This window comes from Phenylobacterium soli, from assembly GCF_003254475.1.
In the GTDB taxonomy this organism is placed as follows: Bacteria; Pseudomonadota; Alphaproteobacteria; order Caulobacterales; family Caulobacteraceae; genus Phenylobacterium; species Phenylobacterium soli.
The window spans coordinates 37171-54716 of the sequence record NZ_QFYQ01000002.1; the positions used below are offsets into that span (position 1 = coordinate 37171).

Sequence of the window (17546 nt, forward strand, 5' to 3'; positions counted from 1 at the left end):
GCAATTGATTGACCGACGTTCTTTCCAGGCGCACCATCCCATCATCGCCTGACGAAAACAGGCGGCGATAAGGGTGCGCTCCGGCGGCCCCATTTATCCCCAGGGAGGGGATAGCGGCCGGAACGGCGTCCTTGCGGCGCCTGTCGCAGTCAGGCGGGGGACCCCCCGGTCCTCCGTGTAGGATTGCGAGGAAGCCTGATGTCTACCGAGCACCACGGTGAAGTTCATCACCACCGCAAGCACAACAATGCGCAGCGTTTCGAGACCCTGATCCAAGCCCTGATGGTGGTGGCCGTGGCCATCCTCGCCGTCTGGTTGGTCTATGGGTTCATGAACACCGGCTCCGGCACGCCGAGCTGGATGCAGTAACGGCCTGAGCCGCGGCCGCGCCTCCGTCGCGAGGGCGGCCGCCTCACGGTGCGAGGCAGGGCGCGCGAGGTGGGGTCTCGCGGCGCGCGGGATCGCTTTGCGCCACTCCCTTCCCTCCCATCACCCTCGTATCGACGTCGAAGGCGGACCTCGACGATCGGCGCCGCACACGATCTCCGACCTTGACGTCGGGTCGCGCTGGCGAGGCCGCGCAGCCTGCGCTACGCCTTCCTGAACAACGATCAGGGAGGTCGAGATGGCGGGTCGCGTGCAGGGCAAGGTGGCGCTGGTGACCGGCGGGGCGAGCGGCATCGGCCGCGGCTGCGCCGAGCGTCTGGCGCAGGAAGGCGCGGTAGTGGTGGTCACCGACGTGCAGGACCACAAGGGCGCCGAGACGGTCGAGGCCATCGCCAAGGCCGGCGGCAAGGCCAGCTACCTGCACCACGACGTCACCAGCGAGCAGGCTTGGATCGAGGTGATCGCCAAGGTGAAGGCCGAGCACGGCCGCCTGGACATCCTGGTCAACAACGCGGGCATCGGCCTCGGCGGCTCGGTCTTCGAGATGAGCCTCGCCGACTTCCAGCGCCAGCAGGCGGTGAACGTCGACGGCGTGTTCCTGGGCTGCAAGCACTCGATCCCGCTGATGCGCGAGAACGGCGGCGGCAGCGTCATCAACATGAGCTCGGTGGCCGGCCTGAAGGGCGCGCCGAACCTCGCCGGCTACTGCGCCACCAAGGGCGCGGTGCGGCTGTTCACCAAGGCCGTGGCCATGGAATGCGCGGCGGACCACGTGCGGGTGAACTCGGTCCACCCGGGCATCATCGAGACGCCGATCTGGGTGACGGTGATCCCGCAGGGCGGCCCGCCCGGGACCAACGCGCCGCCGGACCTCGACGCCATGAGCCAGATGGCCGTGCCGCTGGGCACGAAGGGCTATCCGGAGGACATCGCCAACGGCGTGCTGTGGCTGGCCTCCGAAGAGAGCCGCTATGTCACGGGGGCCGAGCTGGTGATCGACGGGGGCCTCTCGGTCCGCTAGGAGCGGCCTTCTTCGTTTGCCTAGCGCGCGGAAGGCGCGCTAAGCGGGCTCATGACCGCAACGCTGCACGTGATCTTCGGCCCTTCGGGCGCCGGCAAGACGACCTACGCCAACGCCTTCGCCCGCCGCGAACGGGCGGTGGTGTTCATCCTCGACGAATGGATGGCCCGGCTGTTCGGCCCGGACATCCCCAACCCGATCGAGTTCGAGTGGATGATGGAGCGGGTGCAGCGCTGCGAGGCGCAGATCTGGTCGGTGGCCGCGGGCGTGCTGGCCACCGGCACCTCGGTGATCATGGACATCGGCCTGATGCGCCGCGCCGACCGGGCGCGGGTGAAGGAGATCGCCGAGGGCGCCGAGCTGCCGCTGCAGTTCCACTACGTGGACGCCCCGGTGGAGACCCGCCGGGCGCGGGTGGCCGAGCGCAACACCGTGCGCGGCGAGAACTTCGCCATCGAGGTGACGCCGGAGATGTTCGAGTTCGTGGAGGGGATCTTCGAGCTGCCCTCGCCCGCCGAGCTGGACGGCGCGATCGTCAGCATCAGCGAGTAGCGGCGGAAAGCTCCGTCTTGACCGCCTCGAGGACCGGGCGCCAGTCACCCGGCGTCTGCTGGCGGAAGAGCCGCACCGTCGGATACCAGGGCGTCGTTTCGCCCGCCCAGCCCCAGCGCCAGTCGGGATCGTGCGAGAGCAGCACCCAGGTGGGCTTGCCGAGCGCGCCGGCGAGGTGGGCGACCGCGGTGTCGACGGTGACCACCCGCTGAAGGCCGATGACGATCCGGGCGGTCTGGCCGAAATCGGCGGCCCCGGTGTCCGCCTGGTCGAGGCTGACGGCGCCCGGCAGGGCGAGGAGCTCGGCGGCGAGCTCGGGCGGCAGCGAGCGCTGGGCGTCCTTGGCGTAGGCCGGATTGCCGCGACTGGCGACGCCGATCCCAACACCCGTCCCTTGTGTCGGGAAGTAGCTCTGCGGGGCGTGGACGCCGAGCCAACGCGGCAGGGAGCCGGCCATGACCCAGGCGTCGCAGCGCGGCAGGGCGAGCCCCTCGCGCCCGACCAGAACCTCGACCGCCAGGGTCTCGAACAACGGCGCGAGCGCCGGCGGCGCGACCATCACCACCTTGACGCCGCGGTCGCGCAGCAGGGCGGCGTAGCGGGCGAACATGATCTGGTCGCCGAACCCCTGTTCGGGCCAGATGAGCAGGGAGGCGACCGGCTGGCCCTGCCATTCCGGCGTCCGGAAGTCGGGCTTGCGGATCCCGAGGGCGGGAACCTCGGTGCGCGCCTCGTAGTAGGGCCAGGCCTCGGCGAAGGCGCCGCGGGCGAGGAGCTGGTAGGCGAGCGCGAAGCGGACCTGGGCCTCGTCCGGCTGGCGCGAGAGGATCTCACGGAGCACGGCTTCCGTGGCCGCCGGACGCACGGCCTGGCGAAGCTGGGCGGCCAGACGGTAGAGGTCCGGCAGGGGCAGGGTCTTGAGGTCCGTGGGCGCGCTCATGAGGCGAGCTTTAGCAGGCGCCAGGCGGCCGAAAAGGGCTTCAAATAGCGCCGCTCGCCTTCCGCTTGAGTTTTGCGGCGCACAATCCTATCTTCGCGCCCCCCGGACGCCTGCGCCCGCGGCCGGTTCACAGATCACCTTAGGGCGAAACCCGAGTCATCACCTCTATGGAAAAAGTTCCGATGACCGCCGAGGGCTACAAGGCCCTCGACGAAGAGCTGAAGCGTTTGAAGACGGTGGAGCGCCCGGCGGTGATCCAGGCGATCGCGGAAGCGCGTTCGCATGGGGACCTGTCGGAAAACGCCGAGTACCACGCCGCCAAGGAACGCCAGGGCTGGATCGAAGGCCAGATCGCCGAGATCGAAGACAAGATGGCCCGCGCCCAGGTGATCGACGTCACCAAGCTGTCGGGGACCCAGGTGAAGTTCGGGGCGACGGTCTCCCTCGTCGACGAGGACACCGACGAGGAGGCTCGCTACCAGATCGTCGGCGAGCACGAGGCCGACGTGAAACAGGGCCGTGTCTCGATCACCTCGCCGCTGGCCCGGGCCATGATCGGCAAGGAATCCGGCGACGTGGTCGAGGTGAACACGCCCGGCGGCGTCAAGGCCTACGAGATCACCAAGGTCGAGTGGCGCTAGCCACTCGGCGTTGATCCCGCTTTCGGGGTTGCGAAGACCTGCGTGGTTCTGACGCGCCGCAGGGCGCGAGCGCATGCTCGCGCGTGACGCGAAACTAACCTTAAGCTACGCAAGGAATTCGAAACATCCGTGCGGCAGCATGCCTGCTTCGCCGTCGAGTCGGGGATCTACACGTGGCCAACTACTTCTGGGACTCCATGACGCCTGCGCAGGCGTCCGCCTTCGCCAACGGCGATACGCTGTATTTCCCGGTGGGAACCGGCGCGCAGCTGTCGGTGCAGTTCGTGCCCTTCACCACCACCGGGCCGGCGACGATCTCCGTCACCGCCTTCGGCAAGACGCTGACGTTCGACGACGCGCTGAACGCGGGCGCGATCCGCGGCGCGAACCTGACCTTCCTGTCGGACAATTCGGTGCTCTACATCGGCACCACGGGCAACGATAACCCGGCCGTCGCGACCGGCGGCGCCGACGGCATGTTCGGCGGCGACGGCAACGACACCCTGCTGGGCGGCGCCGGCGGCGACGTGCTGCAGGGCAACCAGGGCAACGACTACCTGGACGGCGGGGCCGACAACGACGTCCTGTTCGGCGGCAAGGGCGACGACTCCCTGATCGCCGGCACGGGCAACAACTTCCTGCAGGGCAACATCGGCAACGACACCCTGGTGGGCGGCGCGGGCGCCGACACCATGCTCGGCGGTCAGAACAACGACAACATCAACGGCGGCGACGGGGCGAACTACCTTCGCGGCGACCTCGGCGACGACACCGTGTTCGGCGGCGCGAACGACGACACCATCCAGGGCGGCGGCGGCAACGACAGCCTCGACGGCGGCTCGGGCGGCACGGACAACATCGACGGCGGCGACGGCGCCGACACCATCTACTTCCATGGCGCCGGGGTGATCCTCGGCGGCAACGGCGACGACTCGATCAACGGCGCGAGCTCGGCCGGCGGGGCGGTGATCTACGCGGGTGTCGGCAACGACGTCATCGTCGTCGGCGCGGGCAACGACACCATCCTCGGCGACGACGGCAACGACCAGATCGTCTTCACCGGCGGCGGCTCGATGAGCGGCGGCGCGGGCGACGACGTGATCAACGGCTCGACCTCGACCGGCTCGTTCGTCGGCGACGGCGGCGACGGGAACGACTCGATCGCGGCCGGCTCCGGCGCGGCGACCCTGACGGGCGGCGCGGGCGACGACACCATCGGCGCGACCTCGGCGGCCAGCGGCGTGATCGACGGCGGCGACGGCGCTGACAGCCTGACGGTGGGCAACAACGCCTTCACCGTGACCGGCGGCGCGGGCGCGGACACGATCGTCGGCGGCAATGGCGCGGACAGCGTCAGCGGCGGCGACGGCAACGACCAGATCACGCTCGGCAACGGCGCCAGCACGATGGACGGCGGCGCCGGCGACGACACGATCACCGGCGGCTCCGGCGGCGACAAGATCATCGGCGGCGACGGCAACAACGTGCTCACCGGCGGCTCCGGCACGGACATCATGCAGGGCGGCGCCGGCAACGACACGATCACCGGCGGCGCCGGCCGCGACATCCTGGACGGCGGCACGGGCTCGGACAAGTTCGTCTTCGCCCAGGGCGACACCACGCCCAACAACGCCCTGTGGGACGTGATCAACCACTGGAACTCGACCGACACGCTGCACTTCGCCGGCCCGGCGGTGGCGAGCGGCAACTACGTCGAGATCACCGCGGCCGATGCGGCCACGGCGGTGGTCAACGCCACGGCCGACATCACCGCCGGCACGCACGACGTCGTGGTGGTGCAGGTGGGCTCGGACACCCTGGTGTTCGTGGACTCGGCCAACAACAACACGGTCGGCGACGCCGTGGTGCTGGTCGGCAAGAGCCTGGCCGATATCGACCTGACCAACTTCGTCTGATCCGACGGGCCAGACGCCAATGGGGGCCGCCCTTCGGGGCGGCCCTTTTGCTTTTCGGCGAATGGGACGCGGCTAGTGCAGCGCCGGCGCAGACCCGGCCGTCAGCCTGGGCGCGCCGCCGCGGCGGCCGGCAGCCGTCGAGACGGCGAGCGCCGCGCCGGCCAGGACGCCGAGGCCGGCGCCGACCGCGAGCACCCTCAGGCCGAGGCCCAGCGCCAGCCCGACTCCCACCGCAGCGCCCACTGCGGCGACGACGCCCAACGTCTTCGCTTGGTCTTCCATCGCAAGGCTCCAGAATCGCACCTACATTACGGGGATGGCTGAAGAACGTTCCGTCCGCTGCCTGATCGTGGGCTCAGGCCCCGCGGGCTACACCGCCGCCGTCTACGCCGCGCGCGCCCTGCTCAAGCCGGTGCTGATCCAGGGCATCCAGCCCGGCGGCCAGCTGACCATCACCACCGACGTGGAGAACTATCCCGGCTTCGCGGAGGTGATCCAAGGCCCGTGGCTGATGGAGCAGATGCAGGCCCAGGCGGTGCACATGGGCACAGAGATCGTCAACGACATCGTCGTCGAGGCCGACCTTTCCAAGCGTCCCTTCCGGCTGACCTGCGACAGCGGCGACGTGTGGCTCGCCGAGACCCTGATCATCGCCACCGGCGCCCAGGCCAAGTGGCTGGGCCTGGAGAGCGAGCAGAAGTTCCAGGGCTTCGGGGTCTCGGCCTGCGCGACCTGCGACGGCTTCTTCTATCGCGGCAAGGACGTGGTGGTGGTGGGCGGCGGCAACACCGCGGTCGAGGAGGCCCTGTTCCTCACCAACTTCGCCGCCAAGGTGACCGTGGTCCACCGGCGCGACGAGTTCCGGGCCGAGAAGATCCTGCAGGAGCGGCTGTTCGCGCACGAGAAGATCGAGGTGGTCTGGGACTGCGCCATCGACGAGGTGCTCGGCGCCGCCGACCCGCTGGGCGTCACCGGCGTGCGGCTCAAGAACGTCAAGAGCGGCGAGACCCGCGAGATCGCCTGCGACGGGGTGTTCATCGCCATCGGCCATGCGCCGGCCAGCCAGCTCTTCCAGGGCCAGCTGGAGACGGACGCCTCGGGCTATCTGAAAGTGAAGCCCGGCACGGCCTCGACGGCCATCGAGGGCGTCTACGCCTGCGGCGACGTCACCGACGACGTCTATCGCCAGGCGGTCACGGCGGCCGGCATGGGCTGCATGGCCGCGCTCGAGGCGGTGCGCTTCCTCGCCGAGGAAGACCACCGCAAGGCCCACCACCCGATCAGCCACGCCGAGGCCGAGAAGATCGGCGTCTGGTGAGCCTCGCCGGGCTTTTCCACAGCCCGGGACGGTCACGCCGAAACTCCGGCCCCTCGTCGCCAGTTGACGGGGCCGAGAGCAAGGTATGCGAGACAGCGAACGTTATATGGCGCAGGCCGACGCGGTGGCGCGGATGGCTGGGCGCGCGGCCAGCGGGGCCGAGCGGGAGGTCTACGAGACCATCGCCGAAGGCTGGCGCAAGCTGGCTCGCGAAGCGCGCCGTAACGAGCAGCACGACGAGCGCCGACGCGAGGACATCGAGGCCCTTCCCGAACAGCGCTTGGCGAGCGGCGGCTGAGCCCCTCGCCCGCGGGCGCCCGGCCCGCTAGTCTGGGCCCATGATCCGCTACGCCAGAGCCACCGACCACGCCGCCATCGCCGAGGTGGTGGAGGCCGCATTCGGCCGGGCCGACGAGGCGCGGCTGGTGGAACGCCTGCGCGCCGACGCCGACGCCATGTTCGAGCTGGTCGCTGTCGAGGATGGGCGGATCGTCGGCCACATCATGTTCAGCCGCCTATGGGCCGATCGGTACGAGCTCTACGCCGCCCTCGCGCCGGTGGCGGTGGCGCCCGAGCTGCAGCGGAGCGGTGTGGGCTCGGCGCTGGTGCGCCGGGGAGTCGAATGCGCGCCCGAATTCGGCGCGGCCGGCCTGCTGGTGCTGGGCGATCCCGCCTACTACGGCCGCTTCGGCTTCAGCCGCGAGGCGGCGGCGAACGTCGCCTCGCCCTACAGCGCCCTGCCCGCCTTCCAGGCGCTGGCCCTCGATCCCGGCGCCTTCGCGGGCCCGATGACCGTGGCCTACCCGGACGCCTTCGGCGGCCGAGACGCCTAAGAGGTTTAGCGGCCGCCGGTGGAGCTGCCGGTGGGGCTGGCGGTGTTCTGGGCGAGCACTGCGCCCCCGTTCATCCGCGCTTCCATGGCGGCGAGGCTGGCGTTGATCTTCCGGACCTCGTCCGGCGTCGGCGCGCGGCGGGCGGCGTGGATCGTGCCGGCGGCGGGCTGATCGGCGGATGCGGCGGCATCGGCGACCTGATAGGTGCGCGCCTCACCGCCGAGGGTGAGGGTCACCTTGCGGGGTTCCGGCGGCAGGGCTTCGGGCGCGCTGGCGAGGACGGCGGGCGTCAGCATCGCCTCGCGGCCCGAGTAGCGGCCGGTGAAGGCGGCAGGTTCGCCCCAGGCGCCGGTCCAGCGGTAGAAGATGTGCTGGCCGACCTGGGTCATCTTCACCAGGGTCGGGGCCCAGTACGGCGCCACATAGGCGGCGTGGTAGTGGGTGGCCGAGCCCACGTCCTTATCGACGTAGCCGGCGAGCGCCTTCCTGGCGACGCCCTCGGCGCGGTCCCAGAGGTCTGTTTCGGGCCTCCAGCGCAGGGCCCCGTCGCAGGTGAAGGTGAACTGGCAGCCGGTGGCGAGCGACGCCCCCTGATAAACGACGCCGCAGACGGTCTTCGGATAGGCCGGGTGGCGGACGCGGTTCAGCACCACCTGGGCGACCGCCTGCTGTCCCTTCAGGGGTTCGCGGGCGGCCTCGTAGTAGATCGCCTGGGTCAGGCAATGGACGGCGCGCTCGCGGTCGGCCGCGTCGGTCTTGAGCAAGAACGGCCGCATCGGCAGGATCGGCTCGGCGGCGAAGGGGCGCGAGGCGTTGATCTTCAAGGCATCGGCGCCGACGGCTTCGGCATTGGCCGGGATCGGCAGGCCGTTGGCCGGCGGCGCGGCCGGGGTGATGCCGAGCTGGGCCGGGTCGGCGCCAGCGGCGAGCTTCTGGAGCTGGTCGACGCTGAGGTGGGCCGAGGCGAGGCGGGCCTGGGGCGCGGCCGGCTTCTTTCCGGGCGGGGCGCAGGCGGCGAGGCTGGCGACAGCGACGGCTGTCACGGCCAGGCCTGCGATGGCGCGGGTCGGGTTCGAAGGATTGCGGCTCACGAGATCTTGAGGGCCCTGGTCGCTCCGGCTCGGGGGCGCTTCCTGGCCCCTAAACCCGGCGAAAACAAGGAACTTTCCTATAATGTTCGGCGGTCCCCAGCCATATGGGGCGGCCTCGGCCCGGGGCAAGCGAGACGGTTTTGCGAACTTAAGCGCTTGCGCCCGCTTCCCTCAGCGCTATATGGTTTGGGCAGGTTTTGCTCGGATTGAGCATAACTCAGCCGAAGGGCCCCGGCCCCGAGGCCTCTTTTTAGGCCTGAGAAATGCTCATTTTGAGCATAAGGGAGGTTCCCATGGCCGCCGACGGATTCCAGTTCGACTTCACCCCCGAGGTGGAGGCCGCGACCGCCCCCGCATGGGAAAAGGTGAAGCGGCACATCACGCCGATGGAATGGCGCGCCCAGGCCCCGCTGATCGCCGAGATCAACCGCCTGAAGCGCGAGAAGGACGCGGTCATCCTCGCCCACAACTACATGACGCCGGAGATCTTCCACGGCGTCGGCGACTACGTGGGCGACAGCCTCGGCCTGGCCAAGGAAGCGGCCAAGTCGAACGCCAGGATCATCGTCCAGGCCGGCGTGCACTTCATGGCCGAGACCTCCAAGATCCTCAGCCCCGAGAAGCGGGTCCTCATCCCGGACCTGCAGGCCGGCTGCAGCCTGGCCAGCGCGATCACCGGCGCCGACGTGCGGCTGATCAAGCAGCGCTATCCAGGCCTGCCGGTGGTCACCTATGTGAACACCACCGCCGACGTGAAGGCCGAGACCGACATTTGCTGCACCAGCGCCAACGCAGTGCAGGTGGTCGAGGAAGCCGCGCGTCAGTGGGGCGTCGACCGGGTGATCCTGATCCCGGACGAGTACCTGGCCCGCAACGTCGCCCGCCAGACCCACATCGGCATCATCGCCTGGAAGGGCCGCTGCGAGGTGCACGAGCGCTTCACCGCCGCCGACATCCTGGAGCTGAAGGAGGCCTATCCGGGCGCCGAGGTCCTGGCTCATCCCGAGTGCCCGGCCGAGGTGCTGGAGGTCTCGGACTTCGCCGGCTCGACCGCGGCGATGAACGACTACGTCCTGACCCGCAAGCCCAAGCGCGTGGTGCTGATCACCGAGTGCTCGATGGCCGACAACGTCGCCGCCGACGCCCACGACACCGAGTTCGTGCGGCCCTGCAACCTGTGCCCGCACATGAAGCGGATCAGCCTCGAGAACATCTACGAGGCGCTGGTGAAGGAGCAGTTCGAGGTGACCGTCGATCCGGCGATCGCCGAGCGTGCACGGCTGGCCGTGCAGCGGATGGTCGACCTGCCGCCGCCGCTGGTCCCGGCCCGCTACGACCTCGTCAAGGCGCGCCACCACGTCGATGTGGAGTTGATCTGATGGAGCGCCTTCGCCACGACGGCGTGGTCGTCGTCGGCGCCGGCCTCGCCGGTCTCACGGCCGCCCTGGCCGCGGGGCCGCGCAAGGCGCTGGTGCTGACGCCCGTGCCGCTGAACCACGGCTGTTCCTCGGCCTGGGCGCAGGGCGGCATGGCCGCGGCCCTCTCAGAGGGCGATGCGCCCGAGCTGCACGCCGCCGACACGGTGAGCGCCGGCGCCGGCCTGGTGGACCCCGCCATGGCGCGCCTGCTGGCCCAGGAGGGCCCCGAGGCGGTGCGCCGGCTCGCCGCCCTCGGCGCGCCCTTCGACCGCACGGCCGACGGCGGCTTCGCCCAGAGCCTGGAGGCGGCCCACTCGAAGGCCCGCGTCGCGCGGGTCAAGGGCGACCAGGCCGGCCGGGCGATCATGGAGGTGGTGACCGTCGCCGCTCTCGCCGCGCCCCACATCGAGGTCAAGGTCGGCTGGGCGCTGCGCGGCCTGCTGCAGGACGCCGACGGCCGCGTGCGCGGAGTGCTGGCCGAGCACGACGGCCAGATCATCGAGATCACCGCCGCGGCCACGGTGCTGGCCACCGGCGGCGTCGGCGGGCTCTACGGCGTCACCACCACGCCGGCCGAGCTGACCGGCGACGGCCTCGGCCTGGCGGCGCAGGCCGGCGCCCTGATCGGCGACCCGGAGTTCGTCCAGTTCCATCCGACGGCGATCGACATCGGCCGCGACCCGGCCCCGCTGGCCACCGAGGCCCTGCGCGGCGAAGGCGCGGTGCTGGTCAACGCCGGGGGCGAACGCTTCATGGCCCGCTATCACCCGGACGCGGAGCTGGCGCCCCGCGACGTGGTCGCCCGCGCCATCCACGCCGAGCGCGAGGCGGGCCGCGGCGCCTTCCTCGACGCCACCCAGGCGGTGGGCGAGCACTTCCCCGACGAATTCCCGGCGGTGTTCGCGGCCTGCATGGCCGGCGGAGTGGATCCGCGGGTGCAGCCGATCCCGGTCGCGCCGGCCTGCCACTACCACATGGGCGGCATCGTCACCGACGCCGAGGGGCGGACGACGCTGGCCGGCCTGTTCGCCGCGGGCGAATGCGCCTCGACCGGCGTGCACGGGGCCAACCGCCTGGCCTCCAACTCCCTGCTCGAGGCGGCGGTGTTCGGCGCCCGCGCCGGCAAGGCCGCGGCCCTGGAAGTCGACCCGGGGACCCGGCCGCTGGCGGCGACGCCGGCGCCGGTGCTGCCGGCCGAGGCCCTGAAGCGGCTGCGCGCCGCCATGAGCCGCGACGCCGGCGTGGTGCGCGACGCGGCCGGCCTCAACCGCCTGATCACCGAGATCGACGCGCTCGAAGCCGCTTGCGGCAAGGCCCCCGCCCTGATCGCGGCGCGCCTCGTCGCGACCTGCGCCCTCGCCCGCACCGAGAGCCGGGGCGGCCACTTCCGCGCCGACGCGCCGGAGGTGAAGGCGCCGAAGCGGACCTTCGTCACCCTGGCCGACCTGCCGGCCGCCTCCCCCTTCCGGTTCGCCGCCGAATGATCGAGCCCCTCCCCGACCTGCTCATCGCGCCCATCCTCGACGCCGCGCTCGCCGAAGACCTCGGCCGCGCGGGGGACGTGACCGCCCAGGCCTGCATCCCGGCCGAGGCGCGCCTGGTCGCCCAGTTCGCCACCCGCAAGGCCGGCGTGGTCTCGGGCCTCGACTGCGCGCGACTGGCGATCGAGATGCTCGATCCGGAGGCGCACTTCGAGGCGCTCGTCGAGGACGGCGAGGCCGTGCCGGCCGGAACCCTCCTGGCGCGGGTCGAGGCCAACGCCCGGGCCCTGCTCTCCGCCGAGCGCACCGCCCTGAACCTGATGGGCCGGCTTTCGGGCATCGCCACCCTGACGCGGGCCTATGTGGACGCGGTGCGCGACACCCGCGCCCGGATCGTCGACACCCGCAAGACAACGCCCGGCCTGCGCGCTCTGGAGAAATACGCCGTGCGCTGCGGCGGCGGGGTGAACCACCGCTTCGGGCTCGACGACGCCATCCTGATCAAGGACAACCACGTGGCCGCTTGCGGCTCGGTCGGCGAGGCGGTGCGCCGCGCCAAGGCCTTCGCCGGCCACCTGATGAAGGTCGAGGTGGAGGTCGACACCCTGGCCCAGTTCGACGAGGCTCTGACCCAGGCGCCGGACGTCATCATGCTAGACAACTTCAGCCTCTCCGACATGGCCGAGGCGGTGCGCCGGGCCGAGGGCCGCGTGGTGCTGGAGGCGTCCGGCGGCATCAATCTGGACACCGTGAGGGGTGTCGCCGAGACCGGCGTCGACGTGATCAGCGTCGGCGCCCTGACCCACTCGGTCGGCGTGCTCGACATCGGGCTGGACGCGGTCTGAGACCGGCCCGCAAGGCGCCTGGGCTTTAGGAACCGGCTCCCGGGGGCCGTGTTGACCTCCCGAACAAGGAGGCTCCCATGGCTTCGAAAGCTCCCCCCATCCCGCCGGAACAGCGGTCGCATCCGGCCGACAAGCCGCACGTGGAAGGCGCCGACGTCGGGCGGCGCGACCGGGTGACCGGCGACCAGTCCAGCCAGCCCGGAGACGACGACATCAACCTGAAGGAACAGGGCCGGCACGGGAACATCCGGCAGAACACCCACAACCAAGGCTACCAACAGGACCGCTGACATGCCGGACAAGCATCCCAACACCCATCGCTGGGGCGGTCCGGGCGCGAGCCACGAGAACCGCGACAAGCCCGAGCCGCACGAGGGCGATCCTCGCCACGCGGGCGAGCCGACCAACACCCCCTACAGCCACGTCTCGGGCGGCGGCGGCGAACGGGACCGCCACCACGGTCACGACGCCAAGGCCAAGGACGACACCGAGGAGAACTCGGCGCAGCGCCGCAAGCATTAGCGGACTGTAACTGGCGAGACGCCGGGGGCGGGCCTATCAGCGGCTCATGCTGAAGCTTGCCCCCGCCGCGCCCCTCGTGGCGCTCGCCACCCTCGCCTCGCCCGCCGCGGCGCAGGATTACCCCATGCACGTGGCCGCCCCCGGCGGCGAGGCGGTGATCCCGGCCGCGCCTTACCAGCGAGCCTGGGACGAGTTTCACTTCGCCCCTGCCCGGCGCGCCGGCGACTGGCTCTACATCTCTGGCGTAGTGGCCGGGCCACGCCCCGGTGAAGGCCATGACGTCGAGGCCTACAAGGCCCAGGTGCGGCGCGCCTTCAGAACCATCGAGGGGCTGCTCGAGGCCGAGGGCCTAACCTTCGCCGACGTGACCATGATCAACAGCTTCCACGTCTGGGAGGGGCCGAACTTCACCGGGACCAAGGCCCAGCAGTTCGAGGCGTTCAGCGCGGTGAAGGACGAGTTCATGCCGCCGCCGCACCCGGCCTGGACCGCCGTCGGATCCACCGGCCTGATCGCCGAGACCGGCGTGACCGAGATCCAGATGATCGCCTACGCGCCGCAGGTCTCGCGGCGCTAGACCGCCGCCAATATTCAACCACACGGTTGACAGTCTGAGGTCGCGCGACCATATTCAACCACATGGTTGAATTAAGCCCCGAGCACCTCGACACCGTCTTCCATGCCCTCGGCGACAGCACACGCCGGCGGATGTTGCACGACCTCGCCGCGGGCGAGCGCAGCGTGGGGGAGCTCGCCGCGCCCTTCGACATTTCGCTGGCCGCGGCGTCCAAGCACATCAAGGCGCTGGAGAAGGCCGGCCTCGTCCGGCGCGAGGTTCGCGGACGCAGCCATCTCTGCCGCCTCGAGGCGGGCCCTCTGGCCGAGGCCCATGCTTGGCTCGCCTTCTACGAACGGTTCTGGACCGACCGCCTCGACGTGCTCGAGCGGCTGCTGCGCGAAGACGCCCGGAAAGACTCCCAATCCGAAGCCCAGAAGGGCGCGAAGACTTCCGAAGGAGACCAGCGATGAGCGATGTCATGACCAAGGACGGTTACGGCCGGCTGACCGGACCGACGACCCTGCAGATCCAGCGCCGGCTGCCCGGCCCGATCGAACGGGTGTGGGGCTATCTCACCGACGGCGAGCTGCGCCGCCACTGGCTGGCGGCCGGCGAGATGGAGCTGAAGCTCGGCGCGAGCTTCGAGCTGGTCTGGCGCAATGATGAGCTGAGCGAGGCGCCGGATTCACGGCCGGACGGCATGCCCGTGGAGAACCGCATGACCTGCGAGATCACCCAACTCGATCCCCCACGCCTGCTGGGCTTCACCTGGCGCGGCTCCGGCGACGTGGTGTTCGAGCTCGAGCCGATGCACGGCGAGGTCCTGCTCACCGTCACCCATCACAAGCTGCCCGACCGCCCCACCCTGCTGAAGGTCGCCGCGGGGTGGCACACCCACCTCGACCTGTTGGTCGCCCAGGCGCGCGGGGAGAAGCCCGGAGCGTTCTGGAGCACCTGGTCGCGGCTGCACGAGGCGTACGGCGAGCGCCTCCCTTAAGCGGACTGCAGGCGGCGGGCGGCCTCGCGGGCGTCCGCCATCCGCTTTTCGGCGAGCGGGCCCATGCGGGCCTGCACCGTGGCGAGGATCTCCGGCGGCGCGGTCTCCGGCCGCCCGCCTTCGAAGGGTGGGGCCGGCGCATATTCCAGCCCGAGCTGGATCGCCCGGGCGTAGGCCTCGCCGGCCAGCTCGGCCAGCAGCACGAAGGCGAAGTCGATGCCGGCGGTGACGCCGCCGCCGGTCAGGATATTGCCGTCCCGCTCCACGCGCGCCTCGCTGACGATGGCTCCGAAAGGCTTCAGGAGCTCCCGCCAGGCCCAGTGGCAGGCCGCCCGGCGGCCGGTGAGGAAGCCGGCGGCCGCAAGGATCAGCGAGCCGGTGCAGACCGAGGTGATGTAGCGCGCCGAGCCCCCGAGGCGGCGGATCTGGGCCATGAAGGCCTCGTCCAGCATGGCGTCAGTGGCGCCGAAGCCGCCCGGCACGAGCAGCACGTCGCAGCGCGGGATGGCGGCAAGGTCGGCGAGCCTGGCGAACACCAACCCCTCCGCCTCGATGTCCTGCCCGTCCAGCGAGGCGGCGAGCACCTTGGCGTTCGGCGCCCGGACCAGCACCTGGTGGGGTCCGGTGAAGTCGAGGTGGGTGACGCCCGGATAGAGGGCGATGACGATGACCAGCTCGGGCGCGGTCTCAGGGTCTGCCATGGCGAGGCTCCGGATTTGACGGCGCTATCCTGGCAGGCCTAGGTTCCGGCCGAAATGCCGATGTTCCCTCGGAAACTGCCATGACCCGGCGCGTCGCCTTCGTGATCTTCCCCGACTTCCAGCTGCTGGACGCAGCGGGGCCAATCTCGGCGTTCGAGATCGCCGGGCGCTATCGCCCGGGGACCTACGACTTCTGCCTCCTCGCACCGCAGGCCGGCATGGTCGCCTCGACCTCGGGCGCGGCCCTGGGGGCGGCGGCGCTCTGCGAGGGCCCGTTCGACACCATCATCATGTCCGGCGGCGAGGGATCGCGCGACTACGCCCAGCTCGGGTCACTGCTCGACTGGCTGAAGCGCGAGGCGCCGCGGGCACGGCGGGTGGCCAGCGTCTGCTCCGGCGCCTATCTCCTGGCCAAGGCGGGGCTCCTGGACGCCCGGCGGGCGACCACCCACTGGAACAGCACCGACCACTTCGCCCAGGAATTCCCGGCCGTGCGGCTGGAGCCGGACCGCATCTTCACCCGGGATGGCCTGGGGCGCGACGGCGAGATCTGGACCTCAGCCGGGATCACGGCGGGCATCGACCTGGCGCTGGCGCTGATCGAAGACGACCTCGGCGCCAAGGTGGCCCGGCGCACCGCCCAGCAGCTCGTGGTGCATCACCGCCGGCCGGGCGGCCAGTCGCAGTTCTCGGCCCTGCTCGACACCGGCGGGGTGCACGGCCGCTTCGCCGGCCTGATGGACTGGATCCGCGAGCGGCTGGCCGAACCCTTGAGCGTCGAGCGGCTGGCCGACCAGGCGGCGATGAGCCCGCGCAACTTCGCCCGCGCCTTCCGCGCCGAGACGGGGCTGACGCCGGCCAAGGCGGTGGAGCGGCTGCGGCTGGAGGCGGCGCGGCTGCGCGTCGAGGCCTCGGCCGAGCCCATCGACCGGGTGGCCGAGGCGGTGGGCTTCGGCGACCCGGAGCGCATGCGCCGGGCCTTCCTGCGCGCCTTCGGCCAACCACCGCAGGCCCTGAGGCGCGCGGCGCGGGCCTAGAGCTTCGTCCTAGGAAGCCGTCGTGTCGGCCTTGGCCGTCTTCAGGTCGGCGCTGTCGGCCGTGGCCTTGGCGATGCCCGGCGCGACGCCTTGGGGGACGGTCGTCTCCTTCACCACGGCCTTGGCGTCCTTGCCGGCGACCGGCTGGGCGGCCGGCGCCGAGGCGTCCGACTTCACGGTCATGGCGGCCGCGATGCGCAGGGTCGGCGGCAGATTGGCGTCCGTCGAGGTGAACACCGCGCGCTGCGGCTCCGGCGCCTGGATGGCGTCGCGGGCGTGCGGGTTGAAGCGATAGAAGACGTGCAGGCCGACGGTGGCCACGCGCAGCATCTTCGGACCCCAGCCCGGCGAGACGTCGAGGGTGTGGAAGTGGGTCGCCGAGCCGACGTCGCGCAGCACGTAGCCGGAGAGCGCACGGGCGGCGATCTTGCGGGCGTCGTCCCAGGCCTCGACCTCGCGGCCGCGGCGCATCGAGCCGTCGCAGGCGAAGGAGAACTGGCAGGCGCCGGCCGCGCGCTGGAACACCACGCCGCAGACGGTCTTCGGGAAATTCGGGTTCTTGACCCGGTTCAGCACGACCGTGGCCACGGCCTGCTGGCCGCGCACGGTCTCGCCGCGGGCCTCGTAGTAGACCGCGTCCGTCAGGCAATCCAGGTCGCGCGCCTGCTGCATCGCGTCGGGATGGGCGGCGCGGGCGTTCAGGCGATCGGCCAGCAGCTGGACCTGGCGATCGGCGGCGGTGTCGTCGGCGCCGAACGGGTCGTGAGCCTGCGCCAGGCGCAGGACGGTGGGATCGGCCACCTCGCGCTGCAGCACGGTCTCGGAGAAATTGCCCGCAGCGACCTGGGCCACGCGCTCGGCGCGGGCATGGTCGGTGGCGGCGCGGGCCATGCCGCCGGCCATATAGACAGCGCCCAGGGACAGGCCGACGCCTGCGCCCATCAAAGCGGCGCTCAACAGCACGCGCCGATCGGCGCGGGCCTGCGTTCCAACAAACAAGATTATCGCGTCCTACGCGGCGAGGGCGACATGCCCCCCGACAGATGTCGCCGCGGTCGCCCCTGCACATGCTGGAAGCTTCCGCCGGCAGGCCTGCCCGGGACTCGATGGGGGCAGGCGACGGCAAATGGTGAACGATCTATGAAGGAATTGCGCGGCGAAAGCAAGCTCATTGTGCAATGCAGCAAAAGTGTCGCGGCGCGATCACTTCATGTCCCGGTTCGATCCACTTGCCGGCAGACGCGGCAAGTCCCGGGCCAGCTTTGCTTCATCCGGAACTTCGCCCGG

The 17546-nt window shown here is 70.9% G+C and carries 22 protein-coding genes; 17 read left to right on the forward strand and 5 right to left on the reverse strand.

What is annotated here, in order from left to right; translation table 11 throughout:
* Window positions 1-198: 198 nt before the first annotated feature.
* The 3 genes from DJ017_RS20525 to DJ017_RS17580 all read left to right on the forward strand — a co-directional run bounded on the left by DJ017_RS20525 (window position 199) and on the right by DJ017_RS17580 (window position 1960).
* Window positions 199-369 (forward strand): hypothetical protein, encoded by a 171-nt coding sequence (locus DJ017_RS20525; protein ID WP_165830700.1) that lies wholly within the window; start codon window positions 199-201, stop codon window positions 367-369.
* Window positions 370-625: 256 nt separating this feature from the next.
* On the forward strand, window positions 626-1408 hold the full coding sequence (locus DJ017_RS17575; RefSeq protein WP_111530208.1) for an SDR family NAD(P)-dependent oxidoreductase: 783 nt from the start codon (window positions 626-628) through the stop codon (window positions 1406-1408).
* A 51-nt stretch (window positions 1409-1459) separates the two neighbouring features.
* A complete protein-coding gene (locus DJ017_RS17580; protein WP_111530209.1) occupies window positions 1460-1960 on the forward strand; it encodes an AAA family ATPase in 501 nt (166 codons plus the stop codon).
* Here DJ017_RS17580 and DJ017_RS17585 read toward each other — a convergent pair.
* Window positions 1950-2900: a glycosyltransferase family protein gene (locus DJ017_RS17585; protein ID WP_111530210.1), complete on the reverse strand. Its 951-nt coding sequence runs from the start codon at window positions 2898-2900 to the stop codon at window positions 1950-1952. The genes DJ017_RS17580 and DJ017_RS17585 overlap by 11 nt on opposite strands.
* A gap of 167 nt (window positions 2901-3067) precedes the next feature.
* On the opposite strand from DJ017_RS17585, the gene greA reads away from it, so the two are divergent.
* Together greA and DJ017_RS17595 are read left to right on the forward strand one after the other, a co-directional pair.
* On the forward strand, window positions 3068-3541 hold the full coding sequence (gene greA / locus DJ017_RS17590) for a transcription elongation factor GreA (protein ID WP_111530211.1): 474 nt from the start codon (window positions 3068-3070) through the stop codon (window positions 3539-3541).
* A gap of 173 nt (window positions 3542-3714) precedes the next feature.
* A complete protein-coding gene (locus DJ017_RS17595) occupies window positions 3715-5457 on the forward strand; it encodes a calcium-binding protein (protein WP_111530212.1) in 1743 nt (580 codons plus the stop codon).
* A gap of 72 nt (window positions 5458-5529) precedes the next feature.
* Here DJ017_RS17595 and DJ017_RS17600 read toward each other — a convergent pair whose 3' ends face one another.
* Window positions 5530-5739, reverse strand: coding sequence for a hypothetical protein (locus DJ017_RS17600; RefSeq protein WP_111530213.1), 210 nt, complete (start codon window positions 5737-5739; stop codon window positions 5530-5532).
* Window positions 5740-5773: 34 nt separating this feature from the next.
* Here DJ017_RS17600 and trxB point away from each other — a divergent pair, with 34 nt between their 5' ends.
* From trxB to DJ017_RS17615, 3 genes are all read left to right on the forward strand, one after another.
* The gene (gene trxB / locus DJ017_RS17605; RefSeq protein ID WP_111530214.1) at window positions 5774-6775 is read left to right on the forward strand and encodes a thioredoxin-disulfide reductase; all 1002 of its coding nucleotides are present in this window, start codon (window positions 5774-5776) and stop codon (window positions 6773-6775) included.
* Between the two features lie 106 nt (window positions 6776-6881).
* Window positions 6882-7073 (forward strand): hypothetical protein, encoded by a 192-nt coding sequence (locus DJ017_RS17610; RefSeq protein WP_111530215.1) that lies wholly within the window; start codon window positions 6882-6884, stop codon window positions 7071-7073.
* Between the two features lie 40 nt (window positions 7074-7113).
* Window positions 7114-7608, forward strand: coding sequence for a GNAT family N-acetyltransferase (locus tag DJ017_RS17615; protein WP_111530216.1), 495 nt, complete (start codon window positions 7114-7116; stop codon window positions 7606-7608).
* Between the two features lie 5 nt (window positions 7609-7613).
* Here the strand turns inward: DJ017_RS17615 and DJ017_RS17620 are convergent, their stop codons facing one another.
* Window positions 7614-8699: a cell wall hydrolase gene (locus tag DJ017_RS17620; protein WP_227000238.1), complete on the reverse strand. Its 1086-nt coding sequence runs from the start codon at window positions 8697-8699 to the stop codon at window positions 7614-7616.
* Window positions 8700-8962: 263 nt separating this feature from the next.
* Here DJ017_RS17620 and nadA point away from each other — a divergent pair, with 263 nt between their 5' ends.
* From nadA to DJ017_RS17660, 8 genes are all read left to right on the forward strand, one after another.
* Window positions 8963-10078 carry a quinolinate synthase NadA gene (gene nadA, locus DJ017_RS17625; RefSeq protein WP_111530217.1) on the forward strand — a complete coding sequence of 372 codons (1116 nt, stop codon included), beginning with the start codon at window positions 8963-8965 and terminating at the stop codon, window positions 10076-10078.
* Window positions 10078-11601 carry an L-aspartate oxidase gene (locus tag DJ017_RS17630; RefSeq protein WP_111530218.1) on the forward strand — a complete coding sequence of 508 codons (1524 nt, stop codon included), beginning with the start codon at window positions 10078-10080 and terminating at the stop codon, window positions 11599-11601. Before nadA ends, DJ017_RS17630 begins: the two co-directional genes overlap by 1 nt.
* The gene (gene nadC, locus DJ017_RS17635; protein ID WP_111530219.1) at window positions 11598-12443 is read left to right on the forward strand and encodes a carboxylating nicotinate-nucleotide diphosphorylase; all 846 of its coding nucleotides are present in this window, start codon (window positions 11598-11600) and stop codon (window positions 12441-12443) included. The genes DJ017_RS17630 and nadC overlap by 4 nt, the downstream gene beginning before the upstream one ends.
* A gap of 77 nt (window positions 12444-12520) precedes the next feature.
* The gene (locus DJ017_RS17640) at window positions 12521-12733 is read left to right on the forward strand and encodes a hypothetical protein (protein ID WP_111530220.1); all 213 of its coding nucleotides are present in this window, start codon (window positions 12521-12523) and stop codon (window positions 12731-12733) included.
* Window position 12734: 1 nt separating this feature from the next.
* Window positions 12735-12965 carry a hypothetical protein gene (locus tag DJ017_RS17645; RefSeq protein ID WP_111530221.1) on the forward strand — a complete coding sequence of 77 codons (231 nt, stop codon included), beginning with the start codon at window positions 12735-12737 and terminating at the stop codon, window positions 12963-12965.
* 46 nt (window positions 12966-13011) lie between these two features.
* On the forward strand, window positions 13012-13542 hold the full coding sequence (locus tag DJ017_RS17650; protein ID WP_165830702.1) for a Rid family hydrolase: 531 nt from the start codon (window positions 13012-13014) through the stop codon (window positions 13540-13542).
* 62 nt (window positions 13543-13604) lie between these two features.
* Window positions 13605-13994: an ArsR/SmtB family transcription factor gene (locus tag DJ017_RS17655; protein ID WP_111530222.1), complete on the forward strand. Its 390-nt coding sequence runs from the start codon at window positions 13605-13607 to the stop codon at window positions 13992-13994.
* The gene (locus tag DJ017_RS17660) at window positions 13991-14521 is read left to right on the forward strand and encodes an SRPBCC family protein (RefSeq protein WP_111530223.1); all 531 of its coding nucleotides are present in this window, start codon (window positions 13991-13993) and stop codon (window positions 14519-14521) included. Before DJ017_RS17655 ends, DJ017_RS17660 begins: the two co-directional genes overlap by 4 nt.
* Here the strand turns inward: DJ017_RS17660 and DJ017_RS17665 are convergent.
* The gene (locus DJ017_RS17665) at window positions 14518-15222 is read right to left on the reverse strand and encodes a DJ-1/PfpI family protein (protein WP_111530224.1); all 705 of its coding nucleotides are present in this window, start codon (window positions 15220-15222) and stop codon (window positions 14518-14520) included. The two genes, DJ017_RS17660 and DJ017_RS17665, sit on opposite strands and share 4 nt — an antisense overlap.
* Window positions 15223-15302: 80 nt before the next feature.
* Here DJ017_RS17665 and DJ017_RS17670 point away from each other — a divergent pair, with 80 nt between their 5' ends.
* The gene (locus DJ017_RS17670; RefSeq protein ID WP_111530225.1) at window positions 15303-16259 is read left to right on the forward strand and encodes a GlxA family transcriptional regulator; all 957 of its coding nucleotides are present in this window, start codon (window positions 15303-15305) and stop codon (window positions 16257-16259) included.
* Between the two features lie 9 nt (window positions 16260-16268).
* On the opposite strand, the gene DJ017_RS17675 is transcribed toward DJ017_RS17670, so the two are convergent.
* The gene (locus DJ017_RS17675) at window positions 16269-17216 is read right to left on the reverse strand and encodes a cell wall hydrolase (RefSeq protein ID WP_133255495.1); all 948 of its coding nucleotides are present in this window, start codon (window positions 17214-17216) and stop codon (window positions 16269-16271) included.
* Window positions 17217-17546: the final 330 nt, after the last annotated feature.

Excerpts from the sequence above, each read along its gene's own strand:
- DJ017_RS20525 (WP_165830700.1), top strand. The coding sequence starts at position 199 with ATGTCTACCGAGCACCACGGTGAAGTTCATCACCACCGCAAGCACAAC.
- DJ017_RS17575 (WP_111530208.1), top strand. The coding sequence starts at position 626 with ATGGCGGGTCGCGTGCAGGGCAAGGTGGCGCTGGTGACCGGCGGGGCG.
- DJ017_RS17580 (WP_111530209.1), top strand. The coding sequence starts at position 1,460 with ATGACCGCAACGCTGCACGTGATCTTCGGCCCTTCGGGCGCCGGCAAG.
- DJ017_RS17585 (WP_111530210.1), bottom strand. The coding sequence starts at position 2,900 with ATGAGCGCGCCCACGGACCTCAAGACCCTGCCCCTGCCGGACCTCTAC.
- greA (WP_111530211.1), top strand. The coding sequence starts at position 3,068 with ATGGAAAAAGTTCCGATGACCGCCGAGGGCTACAAGGCCCTCGACGAA.
- DJ017_RS17600 (WP_111530213.1), bottom strand. The coding sequence starts at position 5,739 with ATGGAAGACCAAGCGAAGACGTTGGGCGTCGTCGCCGCAGTGGGCGCT.
- trxB (WP_111530214.1), top strand. The coding sequence starts at position 5,774 with ATGGCTGAAGAACGTTCCGTCCGCTGCCTGATCGTGGGCTCAGGCCCC.
- DJ017_RS17610 (WP_111530215.1), top strand. The coding sequence starts at position 6,882 with ATGGCGCAGGCCGACGCGGTGGCGCGGATGGCTGGGCGCGCGGCCAGC.
- DJ017_RS17615 (WP_111530216.1), top strand. The coding sequence starts at position 7,114 with ATGATCCGCTACGCCAGAGCCACCGACCACGCCGCCATCGCCGAGGTG.
- nadA (WP_111530217.1), top strand. The coding sequence starts at position 8,963 with ATGCTCATTTTGAGCATAAGGGAGGTTCCCATGGCCGCCGACGGATTC.
- DJ017_RS17630 (WP_111530218.1), top strand. The coding sequence starts at position 10,078 with ATGGAGCGCCTTCGCCACGACGGCGTGGTCGTCGTCGGCGCCGGCCTC.
- nadC (WP_111530219.1), top strand. The coding sequence starts at position 11,598 with ATGATCGAGCCCCTCCCCGACCTGCTCATCGCGCCCATCCTCGACGCC.
- DJ017_RS17640 (WP_111530220.1), top strand. The coding sequence starts at position 12,521 with ATGGCTTCGAAAGCTCCCCCCATCCCGCCGGAACAGCGGTCGCATCCG.
- DJ017_RS17645 (WP_111530221.1), top strand. The coding sequence starts at position 12,735 with ATGCCGGACAAGCATCCCAACACCCATCGCTGGGGCGGTCCGGGCGCG.
- DJ017_RS17650 (WP_165830702.1), top strand. The coding sequence starts at position 13,012 with ATGCTGAAGCTTGCCCCCGCCGCGCCCCTCGTGGCGCTCGCCACCCTC.
- DJ017_RS17655 (WP_111530222.1), top strand. The coding sequence starts at position 13,605 with ATGGTTGAATTAAGCCCCGAGCACCTCGACACCGTCTTCCATGCCCTC.
- DJ017_RS17660 (WP_111530223.1), top strand. The coding sequence starts at position 13,991 with ATGAGCGATGTCATGACCAAGGACGGTTACGGCCGGCTGACCGGACCG.
- DJ017_RS17665 (WP_111530224.1), bottom strand. The coding sequence starts at position 15,222 with ATGGCAGACCCTGAGACCGCGCCCGAGCTGGTCATCGTCATCGCCCTC.
- DJ017_RS17670 (WP_111530225.1), top strand. The coding sequence starts at position 15,303 with ATGACCCGGCGCGTCGCCTTCGTGATCTTCCCCGACTTCCAGCTGCTG.